This is a genomic window from uncultured Mailhella sp. (assembly GCF_944324995.1).
In the GTDB taxonomy this organism is placed as follows: Bacteria; Desulfobacterota; Desulfovibrionia; order Desulfovibrionales; family Desulfovibrionaceae; genus Mailhella.
Window position 1 is genome coordinate 58,791 of record NZ_CALUYL010000003.1, and the last position, 23,107, is coordinate 81,897.

The window sequence follows — 23,107 nt, forward strand, 5'->3', positions numbered from 1 at the left end:
GTGTGAGGCCGGGAAGCGCCCGGCAAACGCGCGGCCTGCGGCCGCTACAGAGCCTGACGGTAGCGCAGCGACTGGCGCAGCGTTTCCCTGTCCATGTATTTGACTTCGGCACCCAGCGGAATGCCCTGGGCAAGCCGCGTGACGCGCACCTCGGGAAAGCGCGCGCTCACCTGCTCCTTCACGAAGGTGGCCGTGGCTTCGGCTTCGGCCGTGGCTCCGAGGGCGAGAATGAGCTCCTTCACCCGGCCTTCGGCAAGGCGGGCGCGCAGACGATCCATTTCCAGCGTCTCCGCGGGGCTGTGATCGAGCGGCGCAAGAAGGCCGCCGAGAATCATGTAGTACCCCTTGTAGAAGTTGCCCTCTTCCATGGTGAGCATGCTGTCCCACTCGGCCACAAGGCAGAGCTGGGTTTCGTCGCGCTCGGGATCGGCGCAAATGGGGCACGGATCGGAATCGGAAAGGCCGCCGCAGCGGCTGCACAGATGAAGCGTGTCGCGCAGCTCGTACACGCCTTTGCCCAGTCGGCGCACTTCGGCTTCGGGCCACTTGAGCAGAGTCATGGCGGCGCGCATCGCGGACTTGGGCCCGAGCCCGGGCAGGCGGGCGAGCTGGTCCACGAGATTTTTCAGAGGTTCGGGAATTCGCTGCACGAAAGCATCCTTCCGAAGGTTGACATTGCAAGGCCGGCAACGGACACGGGCAGCCTGAGCGGCCGCGCGGGCGACGCGCCGGAGCGTTCAGGGGCGAGAGCCCTGTTCAGAAAAACAACGGCTCTCCCGAAGCGGCGCGTTCCGGGAGAGTCGCCCCGAAGGGGAAAGGTTTCGGCCCGCTATTTGACAAGATGGCCGAGGCGGCCGAGACGCGGCGTATGGGTGTCGCCGTCCCACGACCAGTAGATGCGCCAGGCCTTGCCGTGAATGTAGGAGCGCGGCACGCAGCCCCAGGCGCGGGAATCCTCGGAATTGTCGCGGTTGTCGCCCATGACGAAGTAGGAATCCGGGGGTACGGTCACGGGGCCGATGTTGTCGAGTCTGCCGATCACGTTGGGGTAGAGCTGCTGAATGTAGTCTTCCTTCACGGGTTCGCCGTTGCGGTAGAACTGCTTGTTGCGCATTTCAATGACGTCGCCGGGAAGCCCCACCACGCGCTTGATGTAGTCGGTGCTGGGGTCGCCGGGATACTTGAACACGATGATGTCGCCTATCTGCGGATCGGCGCCGCGGAACAGGTATTTGTCGGTAAAGGGAATCTTCACGCCGTACACGAACTTGTTGACCAGAACGTAGTCGCCGATCTGCACGGTCTGCAGCATGGAGCCGGAAGGAATGGTGTACGGCTGAAACAAGAAGGTTCGGATGACAAGAGCCAGCACCACTGCCGTCAGCAGCGCTTCGCCGTAGTCGCGAAACATGGAACTGCCTTTCTTTCCAGAATTTTCAGACATGGGGGTCACAAGGGCGCAAGGCCGGGTTGAAGGTCTGGGGGCGTTCGCAAAGAACGAGCGGAGATTAGCACGGCGGGAAAGCTCGCGCAAGAAGGCTCTTTCCTTCCCGGTACGAAAAAAAATTTTCTGCATCACGGCAAGGGCCTCCTTTTTCCGTCTGTTTTGGCACGAAAAATGCATCGGAAAAACATATCTTTTCCGACACCCCTTACCAAGGATCATCCATGACAGACATGTTCTCTCCTCTCAGCATAGGCAATCTCACGCTGAAGAATCGCTTTCTGATGGCCCCCATGGAAAACGGCATGGCCCACAAGGGCGGCATGGTGAGCGAGCGGCTCATCAACTTCTTCAAGGAACGCGCCCGCAAGGAAGTCGCACTCATCGTCACGGGTTCCATCGCCGTTTCGCCCGAAGGCGCCGGCCTGCCCTCCCAGCTCGGCATCTATTCCGACGACTTTCTTCCCGGTCTCTCCGAACTGTGCAAGGCCGTCCATGACGCCGGCGGCCGCATCGGCGCGCAGCTCTATCATGCGGGCAGACAGGCCACCGAGGCGGTGACCGGACTCACTCCCATAGCGCCCTCCGCCATGCCCTGCGCCGCAGTGAACAGCCACCCCCGCGCCATGACGGTGCAGGACATGGACGACATGGTGCGCAAGTTCACCGACGGAGCACGCCGCGCCATTGAAGCGGGCTTCGACCTTGTGGAGGTACACTTTGCCCACGGCTACCTGCTGCACAGCTTTCTCTCTCCCCACAGCAACAAGAGAACCGACGAATTCGGCGGCTCCCTAGAAAACCGCTGCCGCTTCCCCATGCGCGTGCTCAACGCCGTGCTGAATGAAGTGGCGGGACGCGTGCCGGTAAGCATCCGCATTTCCGCCGATGAATTTCTCGACGACGGCCTGCACTTTGATGAAGTGCGCACCATCTGCCGCATGGCGCAGGACGTCGGCGTCAGCGCCGTGGGCCTCTCTGCAGGCAGCTATGACGCCCTGCCCTACAGCATTCAGCCCATGTTCATTCCGCAGGGCTTTCTCGCGCCCTACGCCGAAACGCTGAAAAAAGAGCTTTCCGTACCCGTCATCGTGGCGGGACGTCTGAACAGCGCCGAACTCGTCAAGGACATTCTGACCACGGGCAAGGCCGACGCCGTGGCCATCGGCCGCGGACTGCTGGCCGACGAGGATTTCGTGCTGAAAATGAAAAGCGGCCGCTGGGAGGACATTCGCTACTGCGTGGCGTGCAACCAGGGCTGCGCAGACGGCATCATGTCCGGCAAGTCTGCGGAATGTCTTGTCAATCCACGCTGCTCCTTTGAAGAAGAAAGAACGGTGGAACCGAGCCCCGATCCCGGCCGCGTCGTCATCATTGGCGGCGGTCCCGCCGGCATGGAATGCGCCAGAGTGGCCGCCATGCGCGGACATACCGTCATTCTCTGCGACGCAAAGCCCGAACCCGGCGGCAAGCTCGACATCGTCGCCGCACCTCCGGAAAAGGAATCGTTCCTGCTCTTCGAGCGCTACCTGCGCACCCAGCTGAAAGAGCTGAACGTCACGCAGATTTCCGGTACCGTCACCTCGCCGGACGACATCCGCGCTCATCACCCCGATCATGTCGTGCTCGCCACCGGAGCCAGACAGACACTTCCCCCCATACCCGGCGTGGACAAGCCCATCGTCGTCATGGCCGAAGACGTGCTCTCCGGCGCCGTGGAAACCGGTCACAACGTAGTCATCATAGGCGGCGGACTTGTGGGCGTGGAAACGGCCCACTTCCTCGGCGTCCGCAACAGGAGCGTCACCATTCTGGAAATGGCCAACGAGATCGCCCGCGGCTGCGGCGGCACCTTCCTGACACATATTCGCAGCAATCTTCAGCATTTCGGCGTCACCGTCCATACCGGAGCCGCCGTCCAGTCCATTACGGATGAAGGCGTCGTGTGCAACGGCAGCCTGATTCCGGCCGACACCGTGGTCATTGCCGCGGGCTACCGCTCCGACACCTCCCTGCTCGAACCCCTCAAGCAGGCTTTCGGCCAAGTGCATGTCATCGGGGACGCACTCGCTCCCCGCAAGATTCAGGACGCCACGCGTGAGGGCTTCCTCTGCGCCTGTTCCCTCTAACCATTGGAGAATTATCATGATCATCGATTTTCGCGTACGTCCGCCCTACGAAGGCAATCTTTCCCTCGGCATTTTCGGCAGCTGCTGGACCCCGCCCGCCGATCCTGCGGAAGAGATGTTCACCACCGCCGGAAGAGATCCCATTCCTTCGGCCGACCAGCATTCCGTTCCGCTGCTTCTCCAGGAACTTGAGGAAGCGGGAGTGGCGGCCTCCGTACTCATGGGCCGTGTGAGCGAAGTGGGAACCTCCCATTCCTCCACCACCAACGACGACGCACTGCGTCTGAGCCGCGAACATCCCGGCAAGTTCTTCCCCTTCGTAGCGCTGGAACCCCGCTCCCCCCACGTCATGGAAGAACTGGAACTCCGCCGCAGTCAGGGCTTTGTCGGCGCCTGCATCGATCCGAGCTTCAGCAATCCTCCGCTGTACGCGGATGATCCGCTCATCGACCCCATCTACGAGTACTGCCAGAATCACGGCATGATCATGTCCATCATGCAGAGCGGCCTCTACGTCAAGGACCTCACCTACACCCATCCCATCCACGTGCAGCATGTGGCGCAAAAGTTCCCGCGCCTCAAAATCGTTGTCCCCCATGCCTGCTGGCCCTATCTGCAGCTCATGACCGGCGTGGCCATGATGCACACCAACATCTGGCTCATTCCCGACTGCTACGCCTACATTCCCGGCATGTTCGGCGTGAACGACTTCGTCAACACCGCCAACACGCTGCTGCGTCACCGGGTGCTCTTTGCCAGCTCCTATCCCGTCCGCGGCATCGCCCAGAGCATAAAGATGTGGAAAGACCTGCCCTTCACCCCCGAGGCCCTTCAGCTCACCATGCACGACAATGCGGCCCGTCTGCTCGGGCTCTGAGGAACGGCCATGGACGCCATCAAGGAAATCGCGTCATTCGTCCGCGGAACATCCTTCGACGATCTTCCCGACGCGGTCGTGAAGCACGACAAGGAACTCATCCTGGACACGATCGCCTGCGGTCTGGCGGGATCCGCAGCTCCCGGCTGCCGGGAACTCGCCCGCTGGGCCATCGATACCGGCGGCTCGCCGCAGGCCTCGCTGCTGGTGTTCGGAGGCAAGGTGCCCGCCATCCATGCAGGCATGGTCAACGCCACGCTTTTTCAGGCGCTGGACTTCGACGACACGCACGACAGGGCCATTGCCCATACCCACTGCACCTGCCTTGCCGCCGCCCTCGCCGTTGCGGAATACGCCGGAAACATCGACGGCAGGCACCTGCTTGCGGCCGTGACTCTCGGTGCGGAAGTCATGGGGCGCACAGGCCGGAGCATACACGCTCCTCTGCGCTTCAACCGCACGGGAACCCTGGCCTATTTCGGCGCCGTCACCGCGGCGGGAAAACTCATGGGACTCTCGGAAGACGAACTTGTCGCCGCCTACGGCATCGCCTTTGCCCAGACGGGGGCAACACTGCAATCCAATATCGACGGCGCACTCGTCAAGCGCATGCATCCCGGCTTTGCCGTGCGCAGCGGCATTACGGCCTGTCAGCTCGCCCGGCTCGGCATTACCGGCCCCGTCAACGTGCTGGAAGGCCCCTACGGCTATATGTCTCTCTATGAAAACGGCAACTACAGCCGGGTGGAAATGCTGCGCGGCCTGGGAACCGAATGGGACATGCTGAATATCGGCCTCAAGCCCTATCCCTGTGCCCGCGACGCCGCCGGCGCGCTGGAGGCGGGCATGATGCTCCATGCGCAGGGCGTGGATTTCCGCCATGTCCGGTCCGCGGAAATAGCCATGCCCGAAGTGGCCTGGCGCGTATCCGGCAAGCCCTACGACGCCATAACGGGCAATCCCGTGGTGGAAAGCATTCTGAGCGGTGCCTGGTGCGGAGCTCTCGGTCTGGTCAAGGGAACGGCCATGCTCGAAGACTTTACCGAAAAGGGCGTGCAGAACCCCGAAGTCCGGCAGGTGGCCCGCAGCATATCGCTGCGAACCGACGACGGCGCTCCGGCCGCCTCCATGGTACCCGTCACCATGACCGTCACCATGACCGACGGCACCACGCGTTCCGCCGTGTGCCGGGAATTGAAAGGCTCCTGGAAAAACCCCATGACGCAGGAGGAAATGGAGCATAAGCTGTCGATGTGCGCGAAATCCTCCATCCGCCCGATTTCCGAAGAGCGGCTCCGGGAACTCGCTCATACCGTCAGCACTCTGGAAGATCAGGAAGATGCCGCAAATCTCATTCGCCTCATGACGCCCGAAGAAGTCTGATCAGTCCCGGTCCGCCGTTTTTTGCGCGGCCGTGGGAAGCCGCCTTCACACGGCCGCCCTGCCGGCGCCGACCCCTCTGCCGACACCCATCTCAACGGAGGCCTCATGGAACAGCCCGCCCCCTTTCTCACCGTCGATCAGGAACGCTGCACAGGTTGCGGCCTTTGCGAAAAGGCCTGCCGCCGCTTCATCTTTGAAAAATCCCCGGAAAACGGCAAAAGCACCATTCGTCAGGACAAGGTTTCGCTCTGCATGCACTGCGGCCAGTGCCTGGCCATATGCCCCGCCTTCGCCATACGGCTGGACGGCGCAACCGGCAAAGATCTGCCCGAAGATCACGGCCCCTCAGTCGATTCTGAACAGCTTTCCGCCCTCATGAAGCGCAGACGTTCCACAGGCTGCTTTTCCCCCAGACAGCCTGAACGGTCGCTTCTTCTGGATGCCGTGGCGGACGCGGCCTACGCTCCGTCGGCCTCCAACCTGCGCAGCGTGCGGTGGAAGATCATCGACAGCCCGCAGCAGCTTGAAAGCATCAGGCAGGAGCTGCTCCCCTATTACCGCGACGGCAGCACCGAAAAGGTGCGCAGCCATTACGTGAACGCCGAAGAGGGCCGCGACAGCCTGCTGCGCGGTGCCCCCTGCGTGATTCTGGCCATGGCTCCCGCCGAAGCGTCGTGGGGATGCACCGACTGCGCCGCCGCCGTCAGCTATCTGGAACTTGCCCTGCTTGCCCGGGGTATCGGCTCATGCTGGGCCGGAAGCATCGTGCAGGCAGCCCGCAGCCGCCCGCTGGCCTCCCTCGGACTGCCCGAAGGCCATGTGCTGCACGGCGCACTCATGGCCGGATATCCGGCCGTACACTGGCGCCGCCTGCCGCTGCGCAGCCCCGGCCGCATACTGTTCAACGAAGACGCTTCCCTGTAATTCCGGCGGCCCCTGCGGCCGCCTTTTTTACAACCCCATCTGAATGAAGTTCTTCTTTTCCCCGCCCTCCGGCGCATCATAAGTAAGCCCGTATTTTTTGAGCTTGCGCAGCACCGTGGTCTGATCGCAGCCCAGCACCTGCGCCGCCTTGCGGCTGGAGGGATACTTCAGCATCGTTTCCGCAAGCAGCTTTTTTTCACAAGCCTCCGTGGCCTCCTTGAGTGTCATGACTTCGCCCTCCCCCTTTTTCTGAAGAGCGTCGGTAATGTACTGCGGCACGAACTGCGGCCCTATGATGGCAAAAGGACACAAGGCCACGGCATGTTCCACCGTGTTTTCCAGCTCGCGCACGTTGCCGGGCCAGGAGTAGGCATGGAATATCCGCTGCACGGCCTTGGAAAACTGCTTCTTCGTCTCGTACTTCTTGTTGAACTGCCCGAGAAAATGACGCGCCAGAGGCATGATGTCCTGGTAGCGTTCCCGCAGCGGGGGTATGATGAGCTTGATGACGTTCAGCCGGTAGTACAAATCCTCTCTGAACTTCCCTGCCGCCACCATCTCTTCCACGGGCTGGTTGGTCGCCGTGATAAAGCGCACGTCAAGGTTGATCATCTTCTTGCCCCCCACCCTCAGTATCTGCCGGTTCTGAATGCATCGCAGCAGCTTCACCTGCACGGCAAGCGGCATGTCGCCCACTTCGTCGAGAAATATGGTGCCGTGATTGGCCATTTCAAACAGCCCCATCTTGGATGACGTGGCATTGGTGAACGCGCCTTTTTCATAGCCGAACAGCTCGGATTCTATGAGGTTTTCAGGAATGGTCGCGCAGTTGATGACCACATAGGGCTGATCGGCCCTGCGGCTGAACTTGTGCAGCCGGTAGGCTATGCCGTCCTTGCCCACGCCCGATTCTCCGCGAATCATGACCGTGGCATCGCTCCTTCCCAGCCGCTCAAGCGATTCCATGATAGCGCGCATCTGGCTGCTCACCGCGATGAAGGGTTCCTTCAGCTTTTCCTCTATGTGTATGGGCGAAGAGCTCTCCTCCTCTGCGTTGTCCTCCCGGTCTCCGCTGATGTCGCCCACAATGCGGCTTATGCCGACAACACGCCATAACTTACCGTTTTTCTTAAAAAAAGGATAACAGATAATCGATACTTTCTTTCCTATTTTAGTCACGCACTCGGCCTTGCTTATGGCCCGGGTGCGCAGAGTTTCCGGCAGACTCTGCCCGCTGGCAAGACCTGTTTCCACCAGCTCCGTGGAGTTGTGTCCCAGAAGGACGGCAGGATCGACTCCGTACTGCTCCCTGACTCCCCGGCTGGCATACAGAATCTGCCCATCCCCGGAATTGATCCACACGCCGACATTCTGATCGTCGGCCAGTATTTTCAGCATTTCCATATTTCGGGCCATAAAATCTTCCACGAGGTCCATATTGCCGCTCCTTCCCTGACGGGCTTTTTCATTTTGAGGCTTTTTTGCATCACACCTTTTGCGGAGTTAACTTGAATTTTTTATATAATATATTGAAATATTATATATTTTTTTAAAAATAAAGTTTTTGTTTTTGAGGCTTTTTTACTGATGAAAAATGGCACAAATGAAGCATTATCATATTTTATATCATATTATCAAATAATTATCATAATACTCCGTACATCAAAATTGATGCATTATTACCTCATCTTGGCCATTTCGGCAAGTTTTTTCACCTTTTTTTCTCCCTCCGCTTCGCTCCCAAATTCCTCTTCCCTCGCATGAATTCTCACCCCATGCATTTTTTTTCACGCTTACGGCATGCTTTCGATATGGCATACTTCTTGCATACTCAAAAATATACCATCATCTTACCCTTTCCACCATGAACGTATTTCCCTTTCAACATGTCAATATCGGGATACCATTATGATTATTGATTTCAGAGTAAGACCACCTATTCCAAGCTATCTTGAATCCGGTGCTTTTGAAGTCTGGGAAAATCCACATTCTCCTTACCGCAATCAATGGGAAGGTAGAATAAAAACTCCGTCCATGAACGGAGATATGGATGCATTTGTCCGTGAAATGGAAGAAGCCGGTATTGACATCAGCGTCATTATCGGACGGATGACAAAGGTTCAGGACAAGGGAAGAGGCAACGTAACGGCCGATGATCTTGATGCCATCATCAGGAAGTACCCCGGTAAATTCGCAGGCATGCCCGCCGTGGATCCTCTGGATCCCGATGCCATGGAACAGATAGAGCGTGCTGCCGACATGGGCATGGCCGGCATATGCATAGAGCCCTTCTGGAGCTCCGAGCACATGTTCCTCAACGACAGCCGGCTCTTCCCGCTCTACAAAAAAATAGAATCCCTCGGGCTGCTCTTCACCACCACGCTGAACTTCAACTGTGGCGACAGCACGAAGTGGAACTCCCCCTATCATGTGGAACAGATAGCCATGGCCTGCCCCGACATGCCCCTGCTCATCACGCATGCCTGCTGGCCCCGTCTCACCGAACTCATGGCCATAGCCGTGCGCTACCCCAACGTCTATCTGATTCCCGACTGCTACTTCTACTTCCCCTTCATCGACACCGCCAAGGAACAGCGCATCATGTACAACCACATGCTGCAGAACCAGGTGCTGTTCGGCAGTTCCTATCCCATCCGCGGGTTCAAGCAGTCCGTGGAGCTTTCCCTGGAACAGGGGCAGTGGCTCCCCGAACCCAAAGAAAAATTCTTCTGGAAAAACGGCGCCAGACTTCTTCATCTGGACATCGCCTGATCTCCCCTATTCCACAGATCTCATCCGCAAGGAGCACAATCATGATCATCGACTTCCGCATTCGTCCTCCGTTCAAGAGCTTCCGGGAAACCGGTCTGTTCAAGGCCTGGAACAATCCGCCGAGCTCCGGCGCCTTCGCCCTCATGGCCGAAGGCCGCGAGCCCGTCATTTCCGCGAAGACCGGTGACTACGGTCAGTTCATGGCCGAACTCGACGAGGCCGGCATCGATCTCGGCGTCATCGTCGGCCGCTTCACCAAGACCGATTCCGTCGGATCCGGCAACGTCACCCCCGAAGAAATTCTGGACTTCATGAATCTGTATCCGGGCCGCTTCATGGGCATGCCCGCCCTTGATCCCACTGCCCCCGACGCTCTTTCGCAGATCCGCCGCATGAAGAGCCTCGGCATGAAGGGCATCTGCGTCGAACCTTTCTGGCTCGACAAGTGCTACCGTGTCAACGATCCCTGCCTCATGGACTTCTACCGTGCCGTCGAAGCCGAAAATCTCACCCTGGTCATTACCCTGAACTGGCTCTGCGGCAACGACACGAGCTGGAACGAACCCAAGGATATCGAAGACATCGCCATCGCCTGCCCGAACCTGAACATCGTGGTTCCGCATTCCTGCTATCCCAAGCTGGTGGAATTCATGGCCATCATGGTTCGCTACCCCAACATCTACTCGCTGCCGGACAGCTATTTCTACTTCCCCTTCATAAATACGGTGGACGATCAGATCCTCATGTATAACCATATGCTGCAGGATCAGGTGCTCTTCGCGAGCTCCTACCCCATCCGCGGCGTGGGTCAGGCCCTCAGAGAGTCGCTGGACCGCCCGTGGATGCCCGTTCCCAAGGAGAAGTTCCTCTGGAAGAACGCGGCCAAACTCCTCGGCATCGATACCGCTTCCGCATAGTACCGGGAGGGCCCGGAATTCCGGGCCCTCGCCCCGCCGGCATCGACGCCCAACCGCAACCGACCAGAGGCATCTATGAAGGTCATTGCATTCAACGGCAGTCCACGAAAAAACTCCAATACCGCAACCCTTCTCAGGCACGCCCTGGAAGGCGCCGCAGAGGCGAAAGCGGAAACCTCTCTTGTTCATCTGTACGACATGTCATTCAGCGGATGCCGCAGCTGTCTGGCATGCAAGAGCCGGAACCGGCCGCGCACCGGCCTGTGCGTTCTGCGCGACGCCGCAACTCCCTACCTCGAAGAAGCTCTGAACGCCGACGTCATTCTGCTCGGCAGTCCCATCTACTTCTACACCGAATCCTCTTCCATGAGAGCTTTCATGGAACGTCTGCTCTTTCCCGTCACCCGTTACGAGAAAGAACGTTCTCTCCTGAAGAGAACCATCCGAACCGCACTGTTCTACACCATGAACATCACCGAAGCGGAAATAGCCAGGCGCAATCCTCCGTTTCCAGAGAACTTCTCCCTCTCCGTCATCGAACAGTCGGCTTTTTTCATGAAGCGCGTTTTCGGTCACTGCGAAACGCTTCTCTGCACCGATACCATGCAGGTTCAGGACTACAGCAAGTTCTATATGGACATCTATGACGGCGCGGCCAAAAAGCAGCGGCACGACGAGGTGTTTCCCCTCGACTGCCAACGCGCCAGAGAGCTCGGACGCCGTCTTGCCTCCGCTTCCGACCTGCAAGACAAGGAGTCTTCATGAACAAGCTTCTGCAATGTCTGGACACCGTCATCAACCGTATTGGCGCTTGTGTTCTGATCATGCTCATCATCATTTCCTTTCTCCAGGTCGTGTTCCGCTATTGCTTCAACAATGCGCTGAGCTGGCCTGAAGAAGTATGCCGCTACCTTTTCATCGCTCTTGCCTATGCCGGAGCGGCGCTCACCATGCGCAGCAACGGTCATCTGCGCGTGGATGTGGCCCTCAGCTTCTCCGGTCCGACGATGAAAAAAATCTTCAACATCATCACGCACGCATGCTCTCTCTTCTACTGCATTGCCTGTACGTACCTCTCCTATGACATGATGCTCGAAGTCAAGGGCATGGAGCAGCATGCCTCCAGCATCGACATGGAGGTATGGATCACCTGGATACCCATTCCGGTAGGATTCGTTCTCATGGCCTTCTACGCGGCTATTCTGCTGGCGAAGACCATCATGAACAAACCCGTCCCGGGTGGAACGGAATAAAGGAGCATCTATGGATCCCGTTCTCGTCACCATGTTCTGGGTACTCATCATCGGGCTTGCGCTCACCCTGCACATAGGCACTGCCATAGGTCTCTCCGTTCTTGCCGCCATCTTTGTGGGAGATCTGCCCTACGCGCTCTTCACCCAGAAACTGTACACCACGTTCGATTCCTTCCCCCTGCTGGCCCTGCCGTTCTTCATCTGTGCAGGTGACATCATGCAGCGCGGCTCCATGGCCGGTTCGCTGCTCAAGCTGGCCAAAACCCTTGTAGGCCATATTACCGGCGGTCTTTCCCTGGTCTCGGTTCTGGCCTGCGCGTTCTACGGTTCGCTCTGCGGCTCCCCGCCCGCCACTACGGCGGCCATCGGCGGCATCATGATTCCCGCCATGCAGAAGGAAGGCTACCCCCGCACCTTCTCCACCGCCGTCAACACCGCCTCGGGCACGCTCGGCGCCCTCATTCCGCCCAGCACCGTGCTCATCATCTACGGCGCCACCGCGGGCGTATCCATCGGTGACCTGTTCATCGCCGTCATTCCCACGGGCATTCTCACCATGCTGGTCTTCATGGGCGCGAGCATGTTCATCTCCGCCCGCAAAGGCTACGGACTCAAAACCCTGCGCGCCGGCGCCAGGGAACGCCTCGCCGCCGTATGGGAAGCCAAATGGGCCCTCATGGTTCCCGTCATCGTGCTCGGCGGCATCTATACCGGCATCACCACCCCCACCGAAGCCGGCGTGGTCGCCGTGGTGTACGCCCTGCTTGCCGAAACCTTCATTACCAAAACCATGACCTGGAAGAAGTTTCAGGAAATCCTCTTCTCCACGGTCAAGACCACCGGCATGATGTTCTTCGTCATCACGGCCGCGGGAGCCCTGGGCATCATTCTGGTGTACTTCAACGCCGACGCCGTGGTTGCCGACCTCCTGAACGGCATCACCACCAACAAGCACGTGCTCATGTTCCTCGTCGTGACGCTGCTCATCATCCTGGGCACGTTCATGGAATCCGTGGCCATCGTGCTCATCATGACCCCCATTCTGCTGCCCATGATGGTGCAGGTGGGCATGGATCCCATTCAGTTCGGCGTGCTCATCGCCTACGGCGTGGTTCTCGGCAACATCACTCCTCCCGTGGGCATGAATCTCTATGTAGGCTGCGCCATAGGCGACATTTCCTTCGCCCAGCTCAGCAAGGCCATACTGCCCTACATTATCTCCATGGTTGCCGTGTACTACATCATAGCCTATGTTCCCTGGCTTTCCCTCTGCCTCGTCAGATAACCCAGACGCAAAGGAGTTCTTCATGAACAAACTGTTCCGTATCTCCTGCCTGTGCCTTCTCACCGCCCTTATCGGCACCTCTCCCGCCCAGGCCGCTCCCATCCCCGTCAAGATCACCACGCACGCCACCACTTCCATGGCCATCTGCCGTTCTCTGGAAACCATGAAGAAGTACGTGGAAGAAAAAACCAACGGCAAGTACCGCATCGACATCTACGATCAGTTCAAGCTCGGTACCATGGAAAGCGCCTATCAGGGCATGCAGCTCGGCATGGTGCACTTCCTCGTGGAAGGGCCTTCCAACCTGAGCAACTTCATGCCCATATTCTCCATGTTCGACCTCGGCTACATTTTCCCGGATGCCGACACCGCCGATGAAGTGCTGAGCGGCCCCGTAGGCAAGAAGATTCTGGCCGCCGCGGCCAACAAGGCCGTGACGCCCCTTACCTTCATCCGCTACAGCAACCGCAACATCTACCTCAACAAGCCCGTGCACAGCCTTGCCGACCTCAAGGGCGTGAAGGTGCGCGCCTCTTCCTCCCCCGTGCATATCGCCGTGCTCAAGGCCATGGGCCTCAACCCCACCCCGATGCCCGGCTCCGAAGTCTATACCGGTCTTCAGCAGGGCGTAATCGACGGCGTGGACGTCGATATCACCTACCTCGTCAAGGGAAAGTGGGACGAAGTGTGCAAGTCCGTGGTATTCACCCAGCACACCTACCTGCCCCAGGTCATCTACACTTCCACCAGATGGTGGAACAAACTGCCCGAAGCCGACAGAGTCATCTTCCAGGAAGCTCTCGACCTCTACGTGCAGGAACAGCGCAAGAACATTCTTGAAGACGAAGCCGAGTGCATGCAGGCCATCAAGGACAAGAACCTCAGCGTGTACACTCCCACTCCCGAAGAGATGGCCGCCCTCAAGAAGAACACGTCCGAAATCTACAAGGAATTCCCCAAGATCGACGTCAATCTGCTGAATGAACTCAAGGCCGAAGCCGCACGCGTGGCCGCAGCAAAGAACAAATAGCATTTGTCCTCACTACCGGAAGGAGCCGGTGCCCCCGGGCAGCGGCTCCTTCCGGTTTTAACCGGCCGGGTTCCGGCATCTTTTTCTCCGGTCCCCGCTTACCTTGCACCTGCCCGGCAAGTGTGGCAGATTGGAAAGGCATTTTCCAAAGGAACGGAGAACTTTCCATGATCCAGATACCTCAGGGCTTCCGCCTCGCCGCGGCCAACGCCGACTTCCGGGGCAAGCATCTCGACCGCAATGATCTTTCCCTCGCCTTCAGCGACGTGCCCGCCACCGCCGCAGGCGTGTTCACCACCAATCTTTTCCGGGCCGCCCCCGTGCTCGTTTCTCAGGAAAACATCAAGCATTCCGACGAAAAGGGCGTGCGCGGCGTGCTCTTCAACTCCGGCCAGGCCAACGCCTGCACCGGCGAACAGGGGCGGGAAAACTGCCTGCGCACCCTCGACATGGTGAGCGCCGCCCTGCGCGAAGCGGGCGAAAACGTTTCCGCCGACGAGCTGCTTCCCGCCTCCACCGGCGTGATCGGCGCACAGATGCTCATGGACAAGTGGGCCGCCGCCGTTCCCGCCCTCGTGGCCTCGCTCGGCAAGGTGGACATCGAGGGCCTCGCCCGCGCCATGATGACCACGGACGCCTATCCCAAGATGTCCGGACGCGAGCTTACCCTTTCCGGCGGCACGGTGCGTCTCGCCGGCGTGGCCAAGGGCGCGGGCATGATCTGCCCGAACATGGCCACCATGCTCTCCCTCGTGATGTGCGATGCTTCCGTGGAGCCCGAAGTCTGGCGCGCCATGTTCCGCCGCGCCGCGGACGCCACCTTCAACCGCGTGAGCGTCGACGGCGACACCTCCACCAACGATTCTCTCTACGGCCTGGCCAACGGAGCCTCCGGCGTGACCGTGACCGAAGACGAACTGCCGCTTCTGGAAAGCGCCCTCACCGAAGTGCTCGGCGAGCTCGCCTACATGCTCGTGAAGGACGGCGAAGGCGCGACCAAGGTCATGCACATTCACGTGACCGGCGCCGCCTGCGACGCGGACGCCGAAAAAGTGGCCCGCACCGTGGGTCATTCCCAGCTCGTGAAGACGGCCATGTTCGGCCGCGATCCCAACTGGGGCCGCATCGTGGCCGCGGCCGGCCGCGCAGGCGTGGATTTCGATCCCATGGCGCTGCGCGTCACTCTGTGCGGCGTGGAGCTCTTCCGCAACGGACGCCCCACCGATCTGGACTTCGACGCCCTGCTCGAAGAGCCGCTCAAGAAGGTTGATCTGCCGCTCGACATCGTGCTCGGCGACGGTAAGGGCGAAGCCCGTCTGCTCGCCTCCGACCTTTCCCACGGCTACGTTTCCCTCAACTCCGACTATCGCTCCTGACAAGGCGCACGGCATGGTCATAGGCGTTCTCACCGTGGAATACGCCCTGCACGGCAACGACTCCCTCAAGGGAAAGCGCCGTGTGGCGAACAGCCTCAAGCAGAAGGTGCGCAACACCTTCAACGTGGCCATCGCCGAGGCCGGAACCGAAGAATCGCTGGTCAGGCTCCGGCTTCAGGTCGTATCGGTAAGCAACAGCGAAAGGCACATGCAGTCACGCATGGACAAGTGCCTGCTCATGATGGAAGCCGTGTGCGAAGAAGAAATGGTCTACAGCGACCTTGAGTTTTTCTATGACGACTGAAACCACTCCCGTTCCCGAAGAAGTGCTTTCCGCGCTCCGGAAGCACAAACGCGTGCTCATCGCCGCGCATGCGCATCCCGACCCCGACGCCATGGGCTCAAGCCTTGCCATGGCCTGGGCGCTGCGCGCCATCGGTCTGGACGCGCTCGTGTTCAACGAAGACGGCATGGCTCCCTGCCTGAAGTTCCTCACTCTGCCCGGCCCGGTGCTCTCCAGACTGGACAAGCTGCCCTGCGAGCCCGACCTCGTGGTCTGCCTCGACTGCGGCGACAGGGCGAGACTCGGCGAGAGCATCCAGCCTCTGCTCGACCGCGTGCCCACCGTGAACATCGACCATCACCTGGCCAATCCGCGCTTCGGCACCGAAGCCAACTGGGTGGATCCCGACATGGCCGCCACGGGCGAAATGGTGGCCCACATCGCCAAGGCGCTGCGCGTGACGCTGAACGGCGCCATCGCCGAAGCGCTGTACGTGGCCATTTCCGCCGACACCGGCAACTTCAGCTACGGCAACACCACGCCCGGAGCCCTGCGCCTCGTGGCCGAAATGGTGGAACAGGGCCTCAAGCTCTCGCATCTGCGCGAGTGCATGGAAAACAACTGGACCGAATCCCGCCTGCGCCTGTGGGGACGCGCCATGCAGAACGCGCGCATTCTCGAAGACGGGCGTCTTGCCGCGGCGCTCATCACGCTTGAGGATCTGCGCGAATGCAACGCCAGCCGCGAAGACTCGGAAGGCATTGTGGAGCAGCTGCGCCGCCTCTCCGGCGTGCGCGTGGCGCTCATGCTGCGCGAAGAGGAAAAGAACGGCAAGGTGGAAGTGAAGGCCAGTCTCCGCTCCTCGGGCAAGGACAACGTGCGGGACGTGGCCGCCCAGTTCGGCGGCGGCGGTCACCGCAACGCCGCCGGAGCCACGCTTCCGCTCACGGCGGAAAAGGCGCTCACCGTCATGCAACCCTATATCCGGTTCGTGTGGAACCGGCTTCAGTAAAAACTCTTAGGGCCGCACGCGCGGCCCTTTCGGACAACTGCCATGAAAGACATACGCTTCCATAAAATGCACGGCTGCGGCAACGACTTCATTTTCATCGACAACAGAGAAGCGGGCGTGAGCGTGCCGCAGATGGCCTCGTGGGCCGTCATTCTGTGCAACCGCAAGACGGGCATAGGCGCAGACGGCCTGCTCTTCCTCGACAAGACACCCGCAGACCGCGAAGGCGACTTCATCTGGCACTTCTACAACGCCGACGGCTCCCGCGCCGAAATGTGCGGCAACGCCTCGCGCTGCGCCTCGTGGCTGGCCGTGGATCTCGGTCTTGCGGGCCGCAAGCAGTGCTTCGGCACCGACGCCGGCCTCATCCACGCCGAGGTGGACGTGGAAAACCGCCGCGCCCGCGTGGAACTCACCCATCCCGAAGGCATGGTGCTGCACACTCCCCTCGAAGCCGACGGCAGGACCTGGGACGTCAATTTCGTGAACACCGGCGTGCCGCACGCCGTCATCGTGTGCGAAGACTGCGACAAGATCGATGTTGACCGCCTCGGCCGCCTCTTCCGCTATCATGAACATTTCTCGCCCAAGGGCACCAATGTGAACTTCATCACCGTCACCGGCAGGGACGCCATTCACGTGCGCACCTACGAACGCGGCGTGGAAGGCGAAACCCTGGCCTGCGGCACCGGCGCGGCGGCCTCCACTTGTATCGCTCATGCACTTGGGTTGACGGACGCCTGCGTCAATGTCACTACTTCAGGTAAGGAGCTCTTGGGCATTGAACTTGCGGGAGATTCGGTCTTTCTGTCCGGCGCCGTGGCCCGCGTCTTCACGGGCGTCCTTGATCCCAGCATGTTCAGCCTGTTGAAATTCTGACCGTCCGGGGCCCAGTCGTCTGGAAATCTTTCTTCATCCAAATTTATCCCGCTCGGAGAAAAACATGTTTCACGGTACGATAACTGCTCTGCTTACCCCGTTCAAGAATGGCACCATCGACGAAGAGGCCTACCGCGCCCACATTGAATGGCAGATTGAACAGGGCGTGAACGGCGTGGTGCCCTGCGGCACCACCGGCGAATCCGCCACCATGACCCATGCCGAACATGAATCCGCCATCCGCATCTGCGTGGATCAGGTGAAGGGCCGCGTGCCGGTCATCGCCGGCGCAGGCTCCAATAATACGGTGGAGGCCATCAGCCTCACCCGCTTCGCCAAAAAGGCCGGCGCCGACGCCGCCCTGCTCATCTCCCCCTACTACAACAAGCCCACGCAGGAAGGCATCTTCCAGCACTTCAAGGCCATCAACGACGAAGTGGCCCTGCCCATGTTCGTGTACAACGTGCCCGGTCGCACCGGCTCCAACGTGCTGCCCGCCACCCAGGCCCGCATGGCCCGCGAACTTGAGCACGTCATCGGCTGCAAGGAAGCCACCGCCAACCTGGTGCAGATCTCCAACATCCTTGAACAGTGCCCGGCCGACTACATTCTGCTCTCCGGCGACGACTTCACCGTGCTGCCCACCTACGCCGTGGGCGGCAAGGGCGTGATTTCCGTGACGGCCAACGTGCTGCCCGACATGATGTCCGCCCTCACCGCGGCCTGCGAACGCGGCGACTACGAAGAAGCCCGCCGCCTGCACTACAAGCTCGAACCCATGAACCGCGCCATGTTCGCCGAAAGCAATCCCATTCCCTGCAAGACGGCGCTCTCCCTCATGGGCCGCATGCAGCCCGACGTGCGCCTGCCGCTGTGCAGCGCCAGCGAAAAGACCGTCGCGCTTCTGCGCGAAACGCTCGCCTCCTACGGCAGAATCTAAGCTTTCGGCTTCGGCCTGAACGCATAAGCGCCTTCCCTTTCCGGGGAAGGCGTTTTTTTTTGCGCCGCAGCCGCCTGCTTTGCAAAAAAGCGCAGGAATTTTCCCGTCGGGGAGGCGCAAAACCCGCGATAACTTCACTCGACGCTTTCCCCCCATTTTCTATTCAACCCATTGAATCAGCTCATGTTTTCATAAATTGGAATGAGGATTGAAAATTAATTTTTCTCCTTATTAGGAATTATTCTTGACAAGAGATGAGATGATGTTCATACTGTGTTCAACAACAATGCTTCGGATGGGCGATTCCGCCGCCGATCCGAGTTTTCTCCCCGTAAGGAGTTGACCATGCTGTACAATACCCCCGATCAGCTCAAGGCCTTCAGCAGCCTTCCCATAGAATGGAATCTTGACCCCGCCGATGCCGTTACCCTCTACCTCGAATGGGGAAACAACGACTGGACAGCCGAGCATCCTCCGGTGCGTTCCAAGGACGATTTCGCCCACTACTTCGTGCTCGACAACTGGACCGATCATCCGACGCTGCGCCTTGTCATGCGCAACTCCGAAGCCACGGAAGACCTCTGGGTGTACCCTCTTCCCAAGGAACTCGAAAACAACTTCCGTCAGGAATTCGGCACGCTGAAGGGCGTGTTCATGCCCTCTCCTCCCATGAAGAAGTGGCTGCAGGACAAGCTTTACGCCGCATGAGGACAAAGGCCCTGCCCTGCGCAGGGCCTTTGCCTTTCACAGGCGTCCCGGCGCGGCAGGCCGGAGTGCCCCCGAAGGCGCAGGATTCTTTCCGCTTCTCCTTACATCCCGCTTTCGGCCCTTCGCTCCGTCCCGCCGCGCCGCGCAACTTCGATGCCGCGCGGCGCTTCCGCATGCCGCGAATAAAAGCGCGCCTCCGGTTCTTCTCCGGCGCAGGGCGTCCTTTGACTTCTCCCGCGCTTCGAGCCCGCTGAAACCTCCCTCCCGCTGCTCAGAAAAGAGCCTCCGCAAGACGGAGCCGAAGGGCTCCCCCCATCGCCTCTCCGACGCGCAAAAACGCCGCGCCGCAGGGCCCGGACGGGCGCTCTTCCTCTTGCCTACGGCGCAAAGCTGTGTTAAATTCATCGCCTTGCAGTATATGGCTCTTTCGTGCGAGAGTGGCGAAACTGGCATACGCACTGGATTTAGGATCCAGCGGAGCAATCCTTGAGAGTTCAAGCCTCTCCTCTCGCACCAGCCTTTTGCGCCATTTCCTCCGCCGGCATGCAAGTTTCGGCGGATCATTCATAAGGAGTTTTACCGATATGGCTCACAGCATCGAAGTCGTTTCCCCCGTCTCCCGCAAGATCAGCGTGACCGTCCCCGCCGAGGAAGTCAACGCCGCGCTTTCCGCCGCAGCCCGCGAAGTGGGCGCTTCCGTCACGCTGCCCGGATTCCGCAAGGGCAAGGCTCCCGCTTCCGTCATTGAAAAGCGCTTTGCCGGAGAAGTGATTTCCCGTGCCACCGAAACCCTGGTGGAACGCCGCGTGGCCGACATTCTGAAGGAAGAGGACCTCAAGCCCATGTCCCGCCTCGACTACGAAGGCGGCCAGATCACCCGCGGTCAGGATCTCTCCTTCTCCTTCACCTTTGAAACCCTGCCCGACGACGTCAAGCTGCCCGAAGACCTTTCCGCCCTCACCGTGGAAATGGATTCCTCCGAAGCCACCGAAGAGGAAGTGGCCGCCTTCACCAAGCGCCTGCTGAAGAGCACCGCCACCCTTGAGGAAGTGAAGGAAGCCCGCCTGCCCGAAAACGGCGACATCGTCACCATCGACGTGGACGGCGACGTGGACGGCAAGGCCGTGCCCGGCATGAAGGTGGAGAACTACAGCATTCAGCTCTCCGAACCCCAGGACGGCAAGGAACTCTCCGAGCTCGACAAGATCATCCGCGGTCTGCACGCGGGCGAGGAAGGCACCGGCTCCATGGTCTGCCCCGAAGATCACATCGACGAGACCCTGCGCGGCAAGACCGTGAACCTGCGCGTGAAGCTCAACAAGATCAGCCGTGAAATCCTCCCCGAACTCGACGAGGACTTCGCCAAGAAGATCGGCTTCCCGGATCTCGATTCCCTGAAGAAGATGATTGCCGATCAGGCCAATCACAACAAGCTCACCTCCTCCCGCGCCGAAGCCGAACGCAAGCTCATGAGCAGCGTGCTCGAAGGCCAGACCTTCGCCCTGCCCGAAGCCGTGGTGAAGGCTCAGCAGGAAGAGTATGAAAACGAAGTGCGCGAGTACCTCAGCCAGCAGGGACTCGACAATGCCGCCATCGACGAGAGCATCAAGAACATGGGCGAAGACAGCCGCAAGCAGGCCGAAGAACGCGCCCGCGTGCAGGTGTTCCTCACCGCTCTCGCCCGCCGCGAAAAGATCGAAGTGTCCGCCCAGGAAGTGGACATGCAGATCATGCAGATGGCCCGTCAGTACAATCAGGACTTCCACAAGCTGCGCGAAGCCCTGTACCAGAACGGCGCCGTCAATGAAATTCAGGACCGCATGGTGAACACCAAGGCCATGAACCTCATGTTCGACAAGGCCCAGAAGGTGTCGCCCGCCGAAGCCAAGGCCGAATAACGAATCAGGAACACGGAACGATTCCCCGGCCCCCAAGGCTGGGGAATTCCTTTCTTAAGGAGTCCAGACGTGACTATACCCTTTGTTATCGAATCCACCGGACGCGGAGAACGTTCCTACGACATCTACTCCCGTCTGCTCAAGGACCGCATCGTGCTTTTGTGCGACGAGGTCAACGATGCCACGGCGTCTCTCATCTGCGCCCAGCTGCTCTTTCTGGAATCGCAGGATCCCGAAAAGGAAATCAGCCTGTACATCAACAGCCCCGGAGGGTCGGTCACGGCGGGCATGGCCATCTATGACACCATGCAGTTCATCGCCCCGCCCGTGGCCACCATGTGCATCGGTCAGGCCGCCAGCATGGGCGCGTTCCTGCTGGCCGGCGGCGCCAAGGGCATGCGCTACAGCCTGCCCAACAGCCGCATCATGATCCATCAGCCTTCCGCCGGCGTGCAGGGCCAGATCACCGACATGGACATCCATGTACGCGAAGGCCTCCGCCTCAAGAAGAATCTGAACCGCATTCTGGCCGAGAACACCGGCAACAGCCTCTCCCGCGTGGCCGCCGCCACGGAGCGCGACAACTTCATGTCCGCCGAAGAGGCCCTCAAGTTCGGTCTTATCGACCGCATCCTCAGCTCCCGCCACGACGTGGCGGCCCTTGCAGGAAAACAGTCATGAGCGACGAAGAAAAGGAACTGCACTGCTCCTTCTGCGGCAAGAGCAACACTCAGGCGCGCCACTTCGTGGTGCAGGGCGACGTGTGCATCTGTGATTCGTGCGTGGCCGCCTGCGCGCAGATCATGGCCGAACAGGACGCCGCCGAAGGCGCTTCCGCTCCCGCGCCCGGCGAACTGCTCACCCCGCAGCAGATAAAGGCCCGTCTCGACGATTACGTCATCGGTCAGGAACGCGCGAAGAAAATCCTTTCCGTGGCCGTGCACAACCACTACAAGCGCGTGTTCCACACCGGAGCCATCGAAGGCGTGGAACTCGAAAAGAGCAACATTCTTTTGCTCGGCCCCTCGGGCAGCGGCAAAACCCTGCTCGCCCGCACCCTCGCGCGCATCCTCAAGGTGCCCTTCGCCATCGCCGACGCCACCACCCTCACCGAGGCAGGCTACGTGGGCGAAGACGTGGAAAACATCCTCGTTCAGCTTCTGCAGAACGCCGACTACGACCTTGACGCCGCCTGCAAGGGCATTATCTATATCGACGAAATCGACAAGATTTCCCGCAAGGCCGACGGCCCGTCCATCACCCGCGACGTTTCGGGCGAGGGCGTGCAGCAGGCTCTTTTGAAAATCATCGAAGGCACCGTGGCCAACATTCCGCCCAAGGGCGGGCGCAAGCACCCGCAGCAGGAGTTCATCCGCATGGATACGTCGAACATCCTGTTCATCATGGGCGGCGCGTTCATCGGGCTGGAAAAGCTGGTGGAATCGCGTTCGCGCGGCACCAGCATGGGCTTCGGGGCGCACATCGAAAAGAAGACCGAACACCGCATCGGCGAGCTGCTCGACAGAGTGCTGCCCTCCGATCTCGTGCAGTTCGGGCTCATTCCCGAATTCATCGGCCGAATTCCGGTCATCACCCACGTGGAAGAGCTCGACGTGAACGATCTTCTCCGCATCATGACCGAACCGAAGAACGCGCTGGTCAAGCAGTACCAGAAGCTCTTCGAGCTCGACGGCGTGAAGCTGCGCTTTGAAGACGAGGCCCTGCGCGCCGTGGCCGAAAAGGCGCTCCAGAACAAGACCGGCGCCCGCGGCCTTCGCAACGTGCTGGAAAACGTGATGCTCGACATCATGTACGAACTCCCCACCCTCAAGGACGTCACCGAATGCGTCATCACCCGCGGCGTCATCGAGGGGACGGACAAACCCGTGCTGAAGCGCTCCGCCGAAGACCGGTAACGGTCGCCGCGGGGCATTTCAACCGAAGCGCGCCGGCCCTGCCGCCGACGCGTCACGGAATAAAAACACTTTCCCGGGGAT

At 60.0% G+C, this 23,107-nt stretch carries 22 protein-coding genes and 1 tRNA gene; 20 read left to right on the forward strand and 3 right to left on the reverse strand.

Annotated features, from left to right (window positions below; genetic code table 11):
• Positions 1 to 44: 44 nt before the first annotated feature.
• The gene (gene recR, locus Q0K02_RS02835) at positions 45 to 650 is read right to left on the reverse strand and encodes a recombination mediator RecR (RefSeq protein ID WP_294484898.1); all 606 of its coding nucleotides are present in this window, start codon (positions 648 to 650) and stop codon (positions 45 to 47) included.
• Between the two features lie 179 nt (positions 651 to 829).
• Positions 830 to 1,444, reverse strand: a complete 615-nt coding sequence (lepB, locus tag Q0K02_RS02840; protein ID WP_294484900.1) for a signal peptidase I — start codon at positions 1,442 to 1,444, stop codon at positions 830 to 832.
• 224 nt (positions 1,445 to 1,668) lie between these two features.
• Here lepB and Q0K02_RS02845 point away from each other — a divergent pair, with 224 nt between their 5' ends.
• From Q0K02_RS02845 to Q0K02_RS02860, 4 genes are all read left to right on the forward strand, one after another.
• Positions 1,669 to 3,573, forward strand: a complete 1,905-nt coding sequence (locus Q0K02_RS02845) for an NAD(P)/FAD-dependent oxidoreductase (RefSeq protein ID WP_294484902.1) — start codon at positions 1,669 to 1,671, stop codon at positions 3,571 to 3,573.
• A 16-nt stretch (positions 3,574 to 3,589) separates the two neighbouring features.
• The gene (locus Q0K02_RS02850; RefSeq protein ID WP_294484903.1) at positions 3,590 to 4,450 is read left to right on the forward strand and encodes an amidohydrolase family protein; all 861 of its coding nucleotides are present in this window, start codon (positions 3,590 to 3,592) and stop codon (positions 4,448 to 4,450) included.
• A 9-nt stretch (positions 4,451 to 4,459) separates the two neighbouring features.
• Entirely contained in the window at positions 4,460 to 5,833 is a 1,374-nt protein-coding gene (locus Q0K02_RS02855; RefSeq protein ID WP_294484904.1) for an MmgE/PrpD family protein, read from the forward strand.
• 105 nt (positions 5,834 to 5,938) lie between these two features.
• On the forward strand, positions 5,939 to 6,757 hold the full coding sequence (locus Q0K02_RS02860) for a nitroreductase family protein (protein ID WP_294484905.1): 819 nt from the start codon (positions 5,939 to 5,941) through the stop codon (positions 6,755 to 6,757).
• 27 nt (positions 6,758 to 6,784) lie between these two features.
• Here Q0K02_RS02860 and Q0K02_RS02865 read toward each other — a convergent pair whose 3' ends face one another.
• Positions 6,785 to 8,194 (reverse strand): sigma 54-interacting transcriptional regulator, encoded by a 1,410-nt coding sequence (locus Q0K02_RS02865; protein WP_294484906.1) that lies wholly within the window; start codon positions 8,192 to 8,194, stop codon positions 6,785 to 6,787.
• Positions 8,195 to 8,803: 609 nt separating this feature from the next.
• Here Q0K02_RS02865 and Q0K02_RS02870 point away from each other — a divergent pair.
• The 16 genes from Q0K02_RS02870 to clpX all read left to right on the forward strand — a co-directional run bounded on the left by Q0K02_RS02870 (position 8,804) and on the right by clpX (position 23,026).
• Positions 8,804 to 9,529 carry an amidohydrolase family protein gene (locus tag Q0K02_RS02870; protein ID WP_294484907.1) on the forward strand — a complete coding sequence of 242 codons (726 nt, stop codon included), beginning with the start codon at positions 8,804 to 8,806 and terminating at the stop codon, positions 9,527 to 9,529.
• A 41-nt stretch (positions 9,530 to 9,570) separates the two neighbouring features.
• Complete coding sequence (locus tag Q0K02_RS02875; protein ID WP_294484908.1) at positions 9,571 to 10,446, forward strand: amidohydrolase family protein; 876 nt, start codon at positions 9,571 to 9,573, stop codon at positions 10,444 to 10,446.
• Positions 10,447 to 10,521: 75 nt separating this feature from the next.
• Entirely contained in the window at positions 10,522 to 11,211 is a 690-nt protein-coding gene (locus Q0K02_RS02880; RefSeq protein ID WP_294484910.1) for a flavodoxin family protein, read from the forward strand.
• A complete protein-coding gene (locus tag Q0K02_RS02885; protein ID WP_294484912.1) occupies positions 11,208 to 11,699 on the forward strand; it encodes a TRAP transporter small permease in 492 nt (163 codons plus the stop codon). The genes Q0K02_RS02880 and Q0K02_RS02885 overlap by 4 nt, the downstream gene beginning before the upstream one ends.
• Positions 11,700 to 11,709: 10 nt before the next feature.
• Complete coding sequence (locus Q0K02_RS02890; protein WP_294484914.1) at positions 11,710 to 12,984, forward strand: TRAP transporter large permease; 1,275 nt, start codon at positions 11,710 to 11,712, stop codon at positions 12,982 to 12,984.
• Positions 12,985 to 13,006: 22 nt separating this feature from the next.
• On the forward strand, positions 13,007 to 14,014 hold the full coding sequence (locus tag Q0K02_RS02895; protein ID WP_294484916.1) for a TRAP transporter substrate-binding protein: 1,008 nt from the start codon (positions 13,007 to 13,009) through the stop codon (positions 14,012 to 14,014).
• 167 nt (positions 14,015 to 14,181) lie between these two features.
• The gene (argJ, locus tag Q0K02_RS02900; protein ID WP_294484918.1) at positions 14,182 to 15,390 is read left to right on the forward strand and encodes a bifunctional glutamate N-acetyltransferase/amino-acid acetyltransferase ArgJ; all 1,209 of its coding nucleotides are present in this window, start codon (positions 14,182 to 14,184) and stop codon (positions 15,388 to 15,390) included.
• Positions 15,391 to 15,403: 13 nt separating this feature from the next.
• The gene (locus Q0K02_RS02905; RefSeq protein WP_294445729.1) at positions 15,404 to 15,694 is read left to right on the forward strand and encodes a DUF503 domain-containing protein; all 291 of its coding nucleotides are present in this window, start codon (positions 15,404 to 15,406) and stop codon (positions 15,692 to 15,694) included.
• Positions 15,684 to 16,685, forward strand: a complete 1,002-nt coding sequence (locus Q0K02_RS02910) for a bifunctional oligoribonuclease/PAP phosphatase NrnA (protein ID WP_294484919.1) — start codon at positions 15,684 to 15,686, stop codon at positions 16,683 to 16,685. Before Q0K02_RS02905 ends, Q0K02_RS02910 begins: the two co-directional genes overlap by 11 nt.
• Positions 16,686 to 16,727: 42 nt before the next feature.
• Positions 16,728 to 17,564 (forward strand): diaminopimelate epimerase, encoded by an 837-nt coding sequence (gene dapF, locus Q0K02_RS02915; protein WP_294484920.1) that lies wholly within the window; start codon positions 16,728 to 16,730, stop codon positions 17,562 to 17,564.
• A 64-nt stretch (positions 17,565 to 17,628) separates the two neighbouring features.
• Positions 17,629 to 18,504 (forward strand): 4-hydroxy-tetrahydrodipicolinate synthase, encoded by an 876-nt coding sequence (dapA, locus tag Q0K02_RS02920; RefSeq protein ID WP_294484921.1) that lies wholly within the window; start codon positions 17,629 to 17,631, stop codon positions 18,502 to 18,504.
• A 345-nt stretch (positions 18,505 to 18,849) separates the two neighbouring features.
• On the forward strand, positions 18,850 to 19,212 hold the full coding sequence (locus Q0K02_RS02925) for a DVU0772 family protein (protein ID WP_294484924.1): 363 nt from the start codon (positions 18,850 to 18,852) through the stop codon (positions 19,210 to 19,212).
• Positions 19,213 to 19,643: 431 nt separating this feature from the next.
• Positions 19,644 to 19,728, forward strand: a tRNA-Leu gene (locus Q0K02_RS02930).
• 68 nt (positions 19,729 to 19,796) lie between these two features.
• Entirely contained in the window at positions 19,797 to 21,110 is a 1,314-nt protein-coding gene (tig, locus tag Q0K02_RS02935; RefSeq protein ID WP_294484926.1) for a trigger factor, read from the forward strand.
• Between the two features lie 69 nt (positions 21,111 to 21,179).
• Positions 21,180 to 21,791, forward strand: coding sequence for an ATP-dependent Clp endopeptidase proteolytic subunit ClpP (clpP, locus tag Q0K02_RS02940; protein ID WP_294484929.1), 612 nt, complete (start codon positions 21,180 to 21,182; stop codon positions 21,789 to 21,791).
• Positions 21,788 to 23,026 (forward strand): ATP-dependent Clp protease ATP-binding subunit ClpX, encoded by a 1,239-nt coding sequence (gene clpX / locus Q0K02_RS02945; RefSeq protein ID WP_294484930.1) that lies wholly within the window; start codon positions 21,788 to 21,790, stop codon positions 23,024 to 23,026. The genes clpP and clpX overlap by 4 nt, the downstream gene beginning before the upstream one ends.
• Positions 23,027 to 23,107: the final 81 nt, after the last annotated feature.

Coding starts and splice junctions, on each gene's coding strand:
- lepB (WP_294484900.1), bottom strand. CDS start 1,444: ATGTCTGAAAATTCTGGAAAGAAAGGCAGTTCCATGTTTCGCGACTAC.
- Q0K02_RS02845 (WP_294484902.1), top strand. CDS start 1,669: ATGACAGACATGTTCTCTCCTCTCAGCATAGGCAATCTCACGCTGAAG.
- Q0K02_RS02850 (WP_294484903.1), top strand. CDS start 3,590: ATGATCATCGATTTTCGCGTACGTCCGCCCTACGAAGGCAATCTTTCC.
- Q0K02_RS02855 (WP_294484904.1), top strand. CDS start 4,460: ATGGACGCCATCAAGGAAATCGCGTCATTCGTCCGCGGAACATCCTTC.
- Q0K02_RS02860 (WP_294484905.1), top strand. CDS start 5,939: ATGGAACAGCCCGCCCCCTTTCTCACCGTCGATCAGGAACGCTGCACA.
- Q0K02_RS02865 (WP_294484906.1), bottom strand. CDS start 8,194: ATGGACCTCGTGGAAGATTTTATGGCCCGAAATATGGAAATGCTGAAA.
- Q0K02_RS02870 (WP_294484907.1), top strand. CDS start 8,804: ATGGATGCATTTGTCCGTGAAATGGAAGAAGCCGGTATTGACATCAGC.
- Q0K02_RS02875 (WP_294484908.1), top strand. CDS start 9,571: ATGATCATCGACTTCCGCATTCGTCCTCCGTTCAAGAGCTTCCGGGAA.
- Q0K02_RS02880 (WP_294484910.1), top strand. CDS start 10,522: ATGAAGGTCATTGCATTCAACGGCAGTCCACGAAAAAACTCCAATACC.
- Q0K02_RS02885 (WP_294484912.1), top strand. CDS start 11,208: ATGAACAAGCTTCTGCAATGTCTGGACACCGTCATCAACCGTATTGGC.
- Q0K02_RS02890 (WP_294484914.1), top strand. CDS start 11,710: ATGGATCCCGTTCTCGTCACCATGTTCTGGGTACTCATCATCGGGCTT.
- Q0K02_RS02895 (WP_294484916.1), top strand. CDS start 13,007: ATGAACAAACTGTTCCGTATCTCCTGCCTGTGCCTTCTCACCGCCCTT.
- argJ (WP_294484918.1), top strand. CDS start 14,182: ATGATCCAGATACCTCAGGGCTTCCGCCTCGCCGCGGCCAACGCCGAC.
- Q0K02_RS02905 (WP_294445729.1), top strand. CDS start 15,404: ATGGTCATAGGCGTTCTCACCGTGGAATACGCCCTGCACGGCAACGAC.
- Q0K02_RS02910 (WP_294484919.1), top strand. CDS start 15,684: ATGACGACTGAAACCACTCCCGTTCCCGAAGAAGTGCTTTCCGCGCTC.
- dapF (WP_294484920.1), top strand. CDS start 16,728: ATGAAAGACATACGCTTCCATAAAATGCACGGCTGCGGCAACGACTTC.
- dapA (WP_294484921.1), top strand. CDS start 17,629: ATGTTTCACGGTACGATAACTGCTCTGCTTACCCCGTTCAAGAATGGC.
- Q0K02_RS02925 (WP_294484924.1), top strand. CDS start 18,850: ATGCTGTACAATACCCCCGATCAGCTCAAGGCCTTCAGCAGCCTTCCC.
- tig (WP_294484926.1), top strand. CDS start 19,797: ATGGCTCACAGCATCGAAGTCGTTTCCCCCGTCTCCCGCAAGATCAGC.
- clpX (WP_294484930.1), top strand. CDS start 21,788: ATGAGCGACGAAGAAAAGGAACTGCACTGCTCCTTCTGCGGCAAGAGC.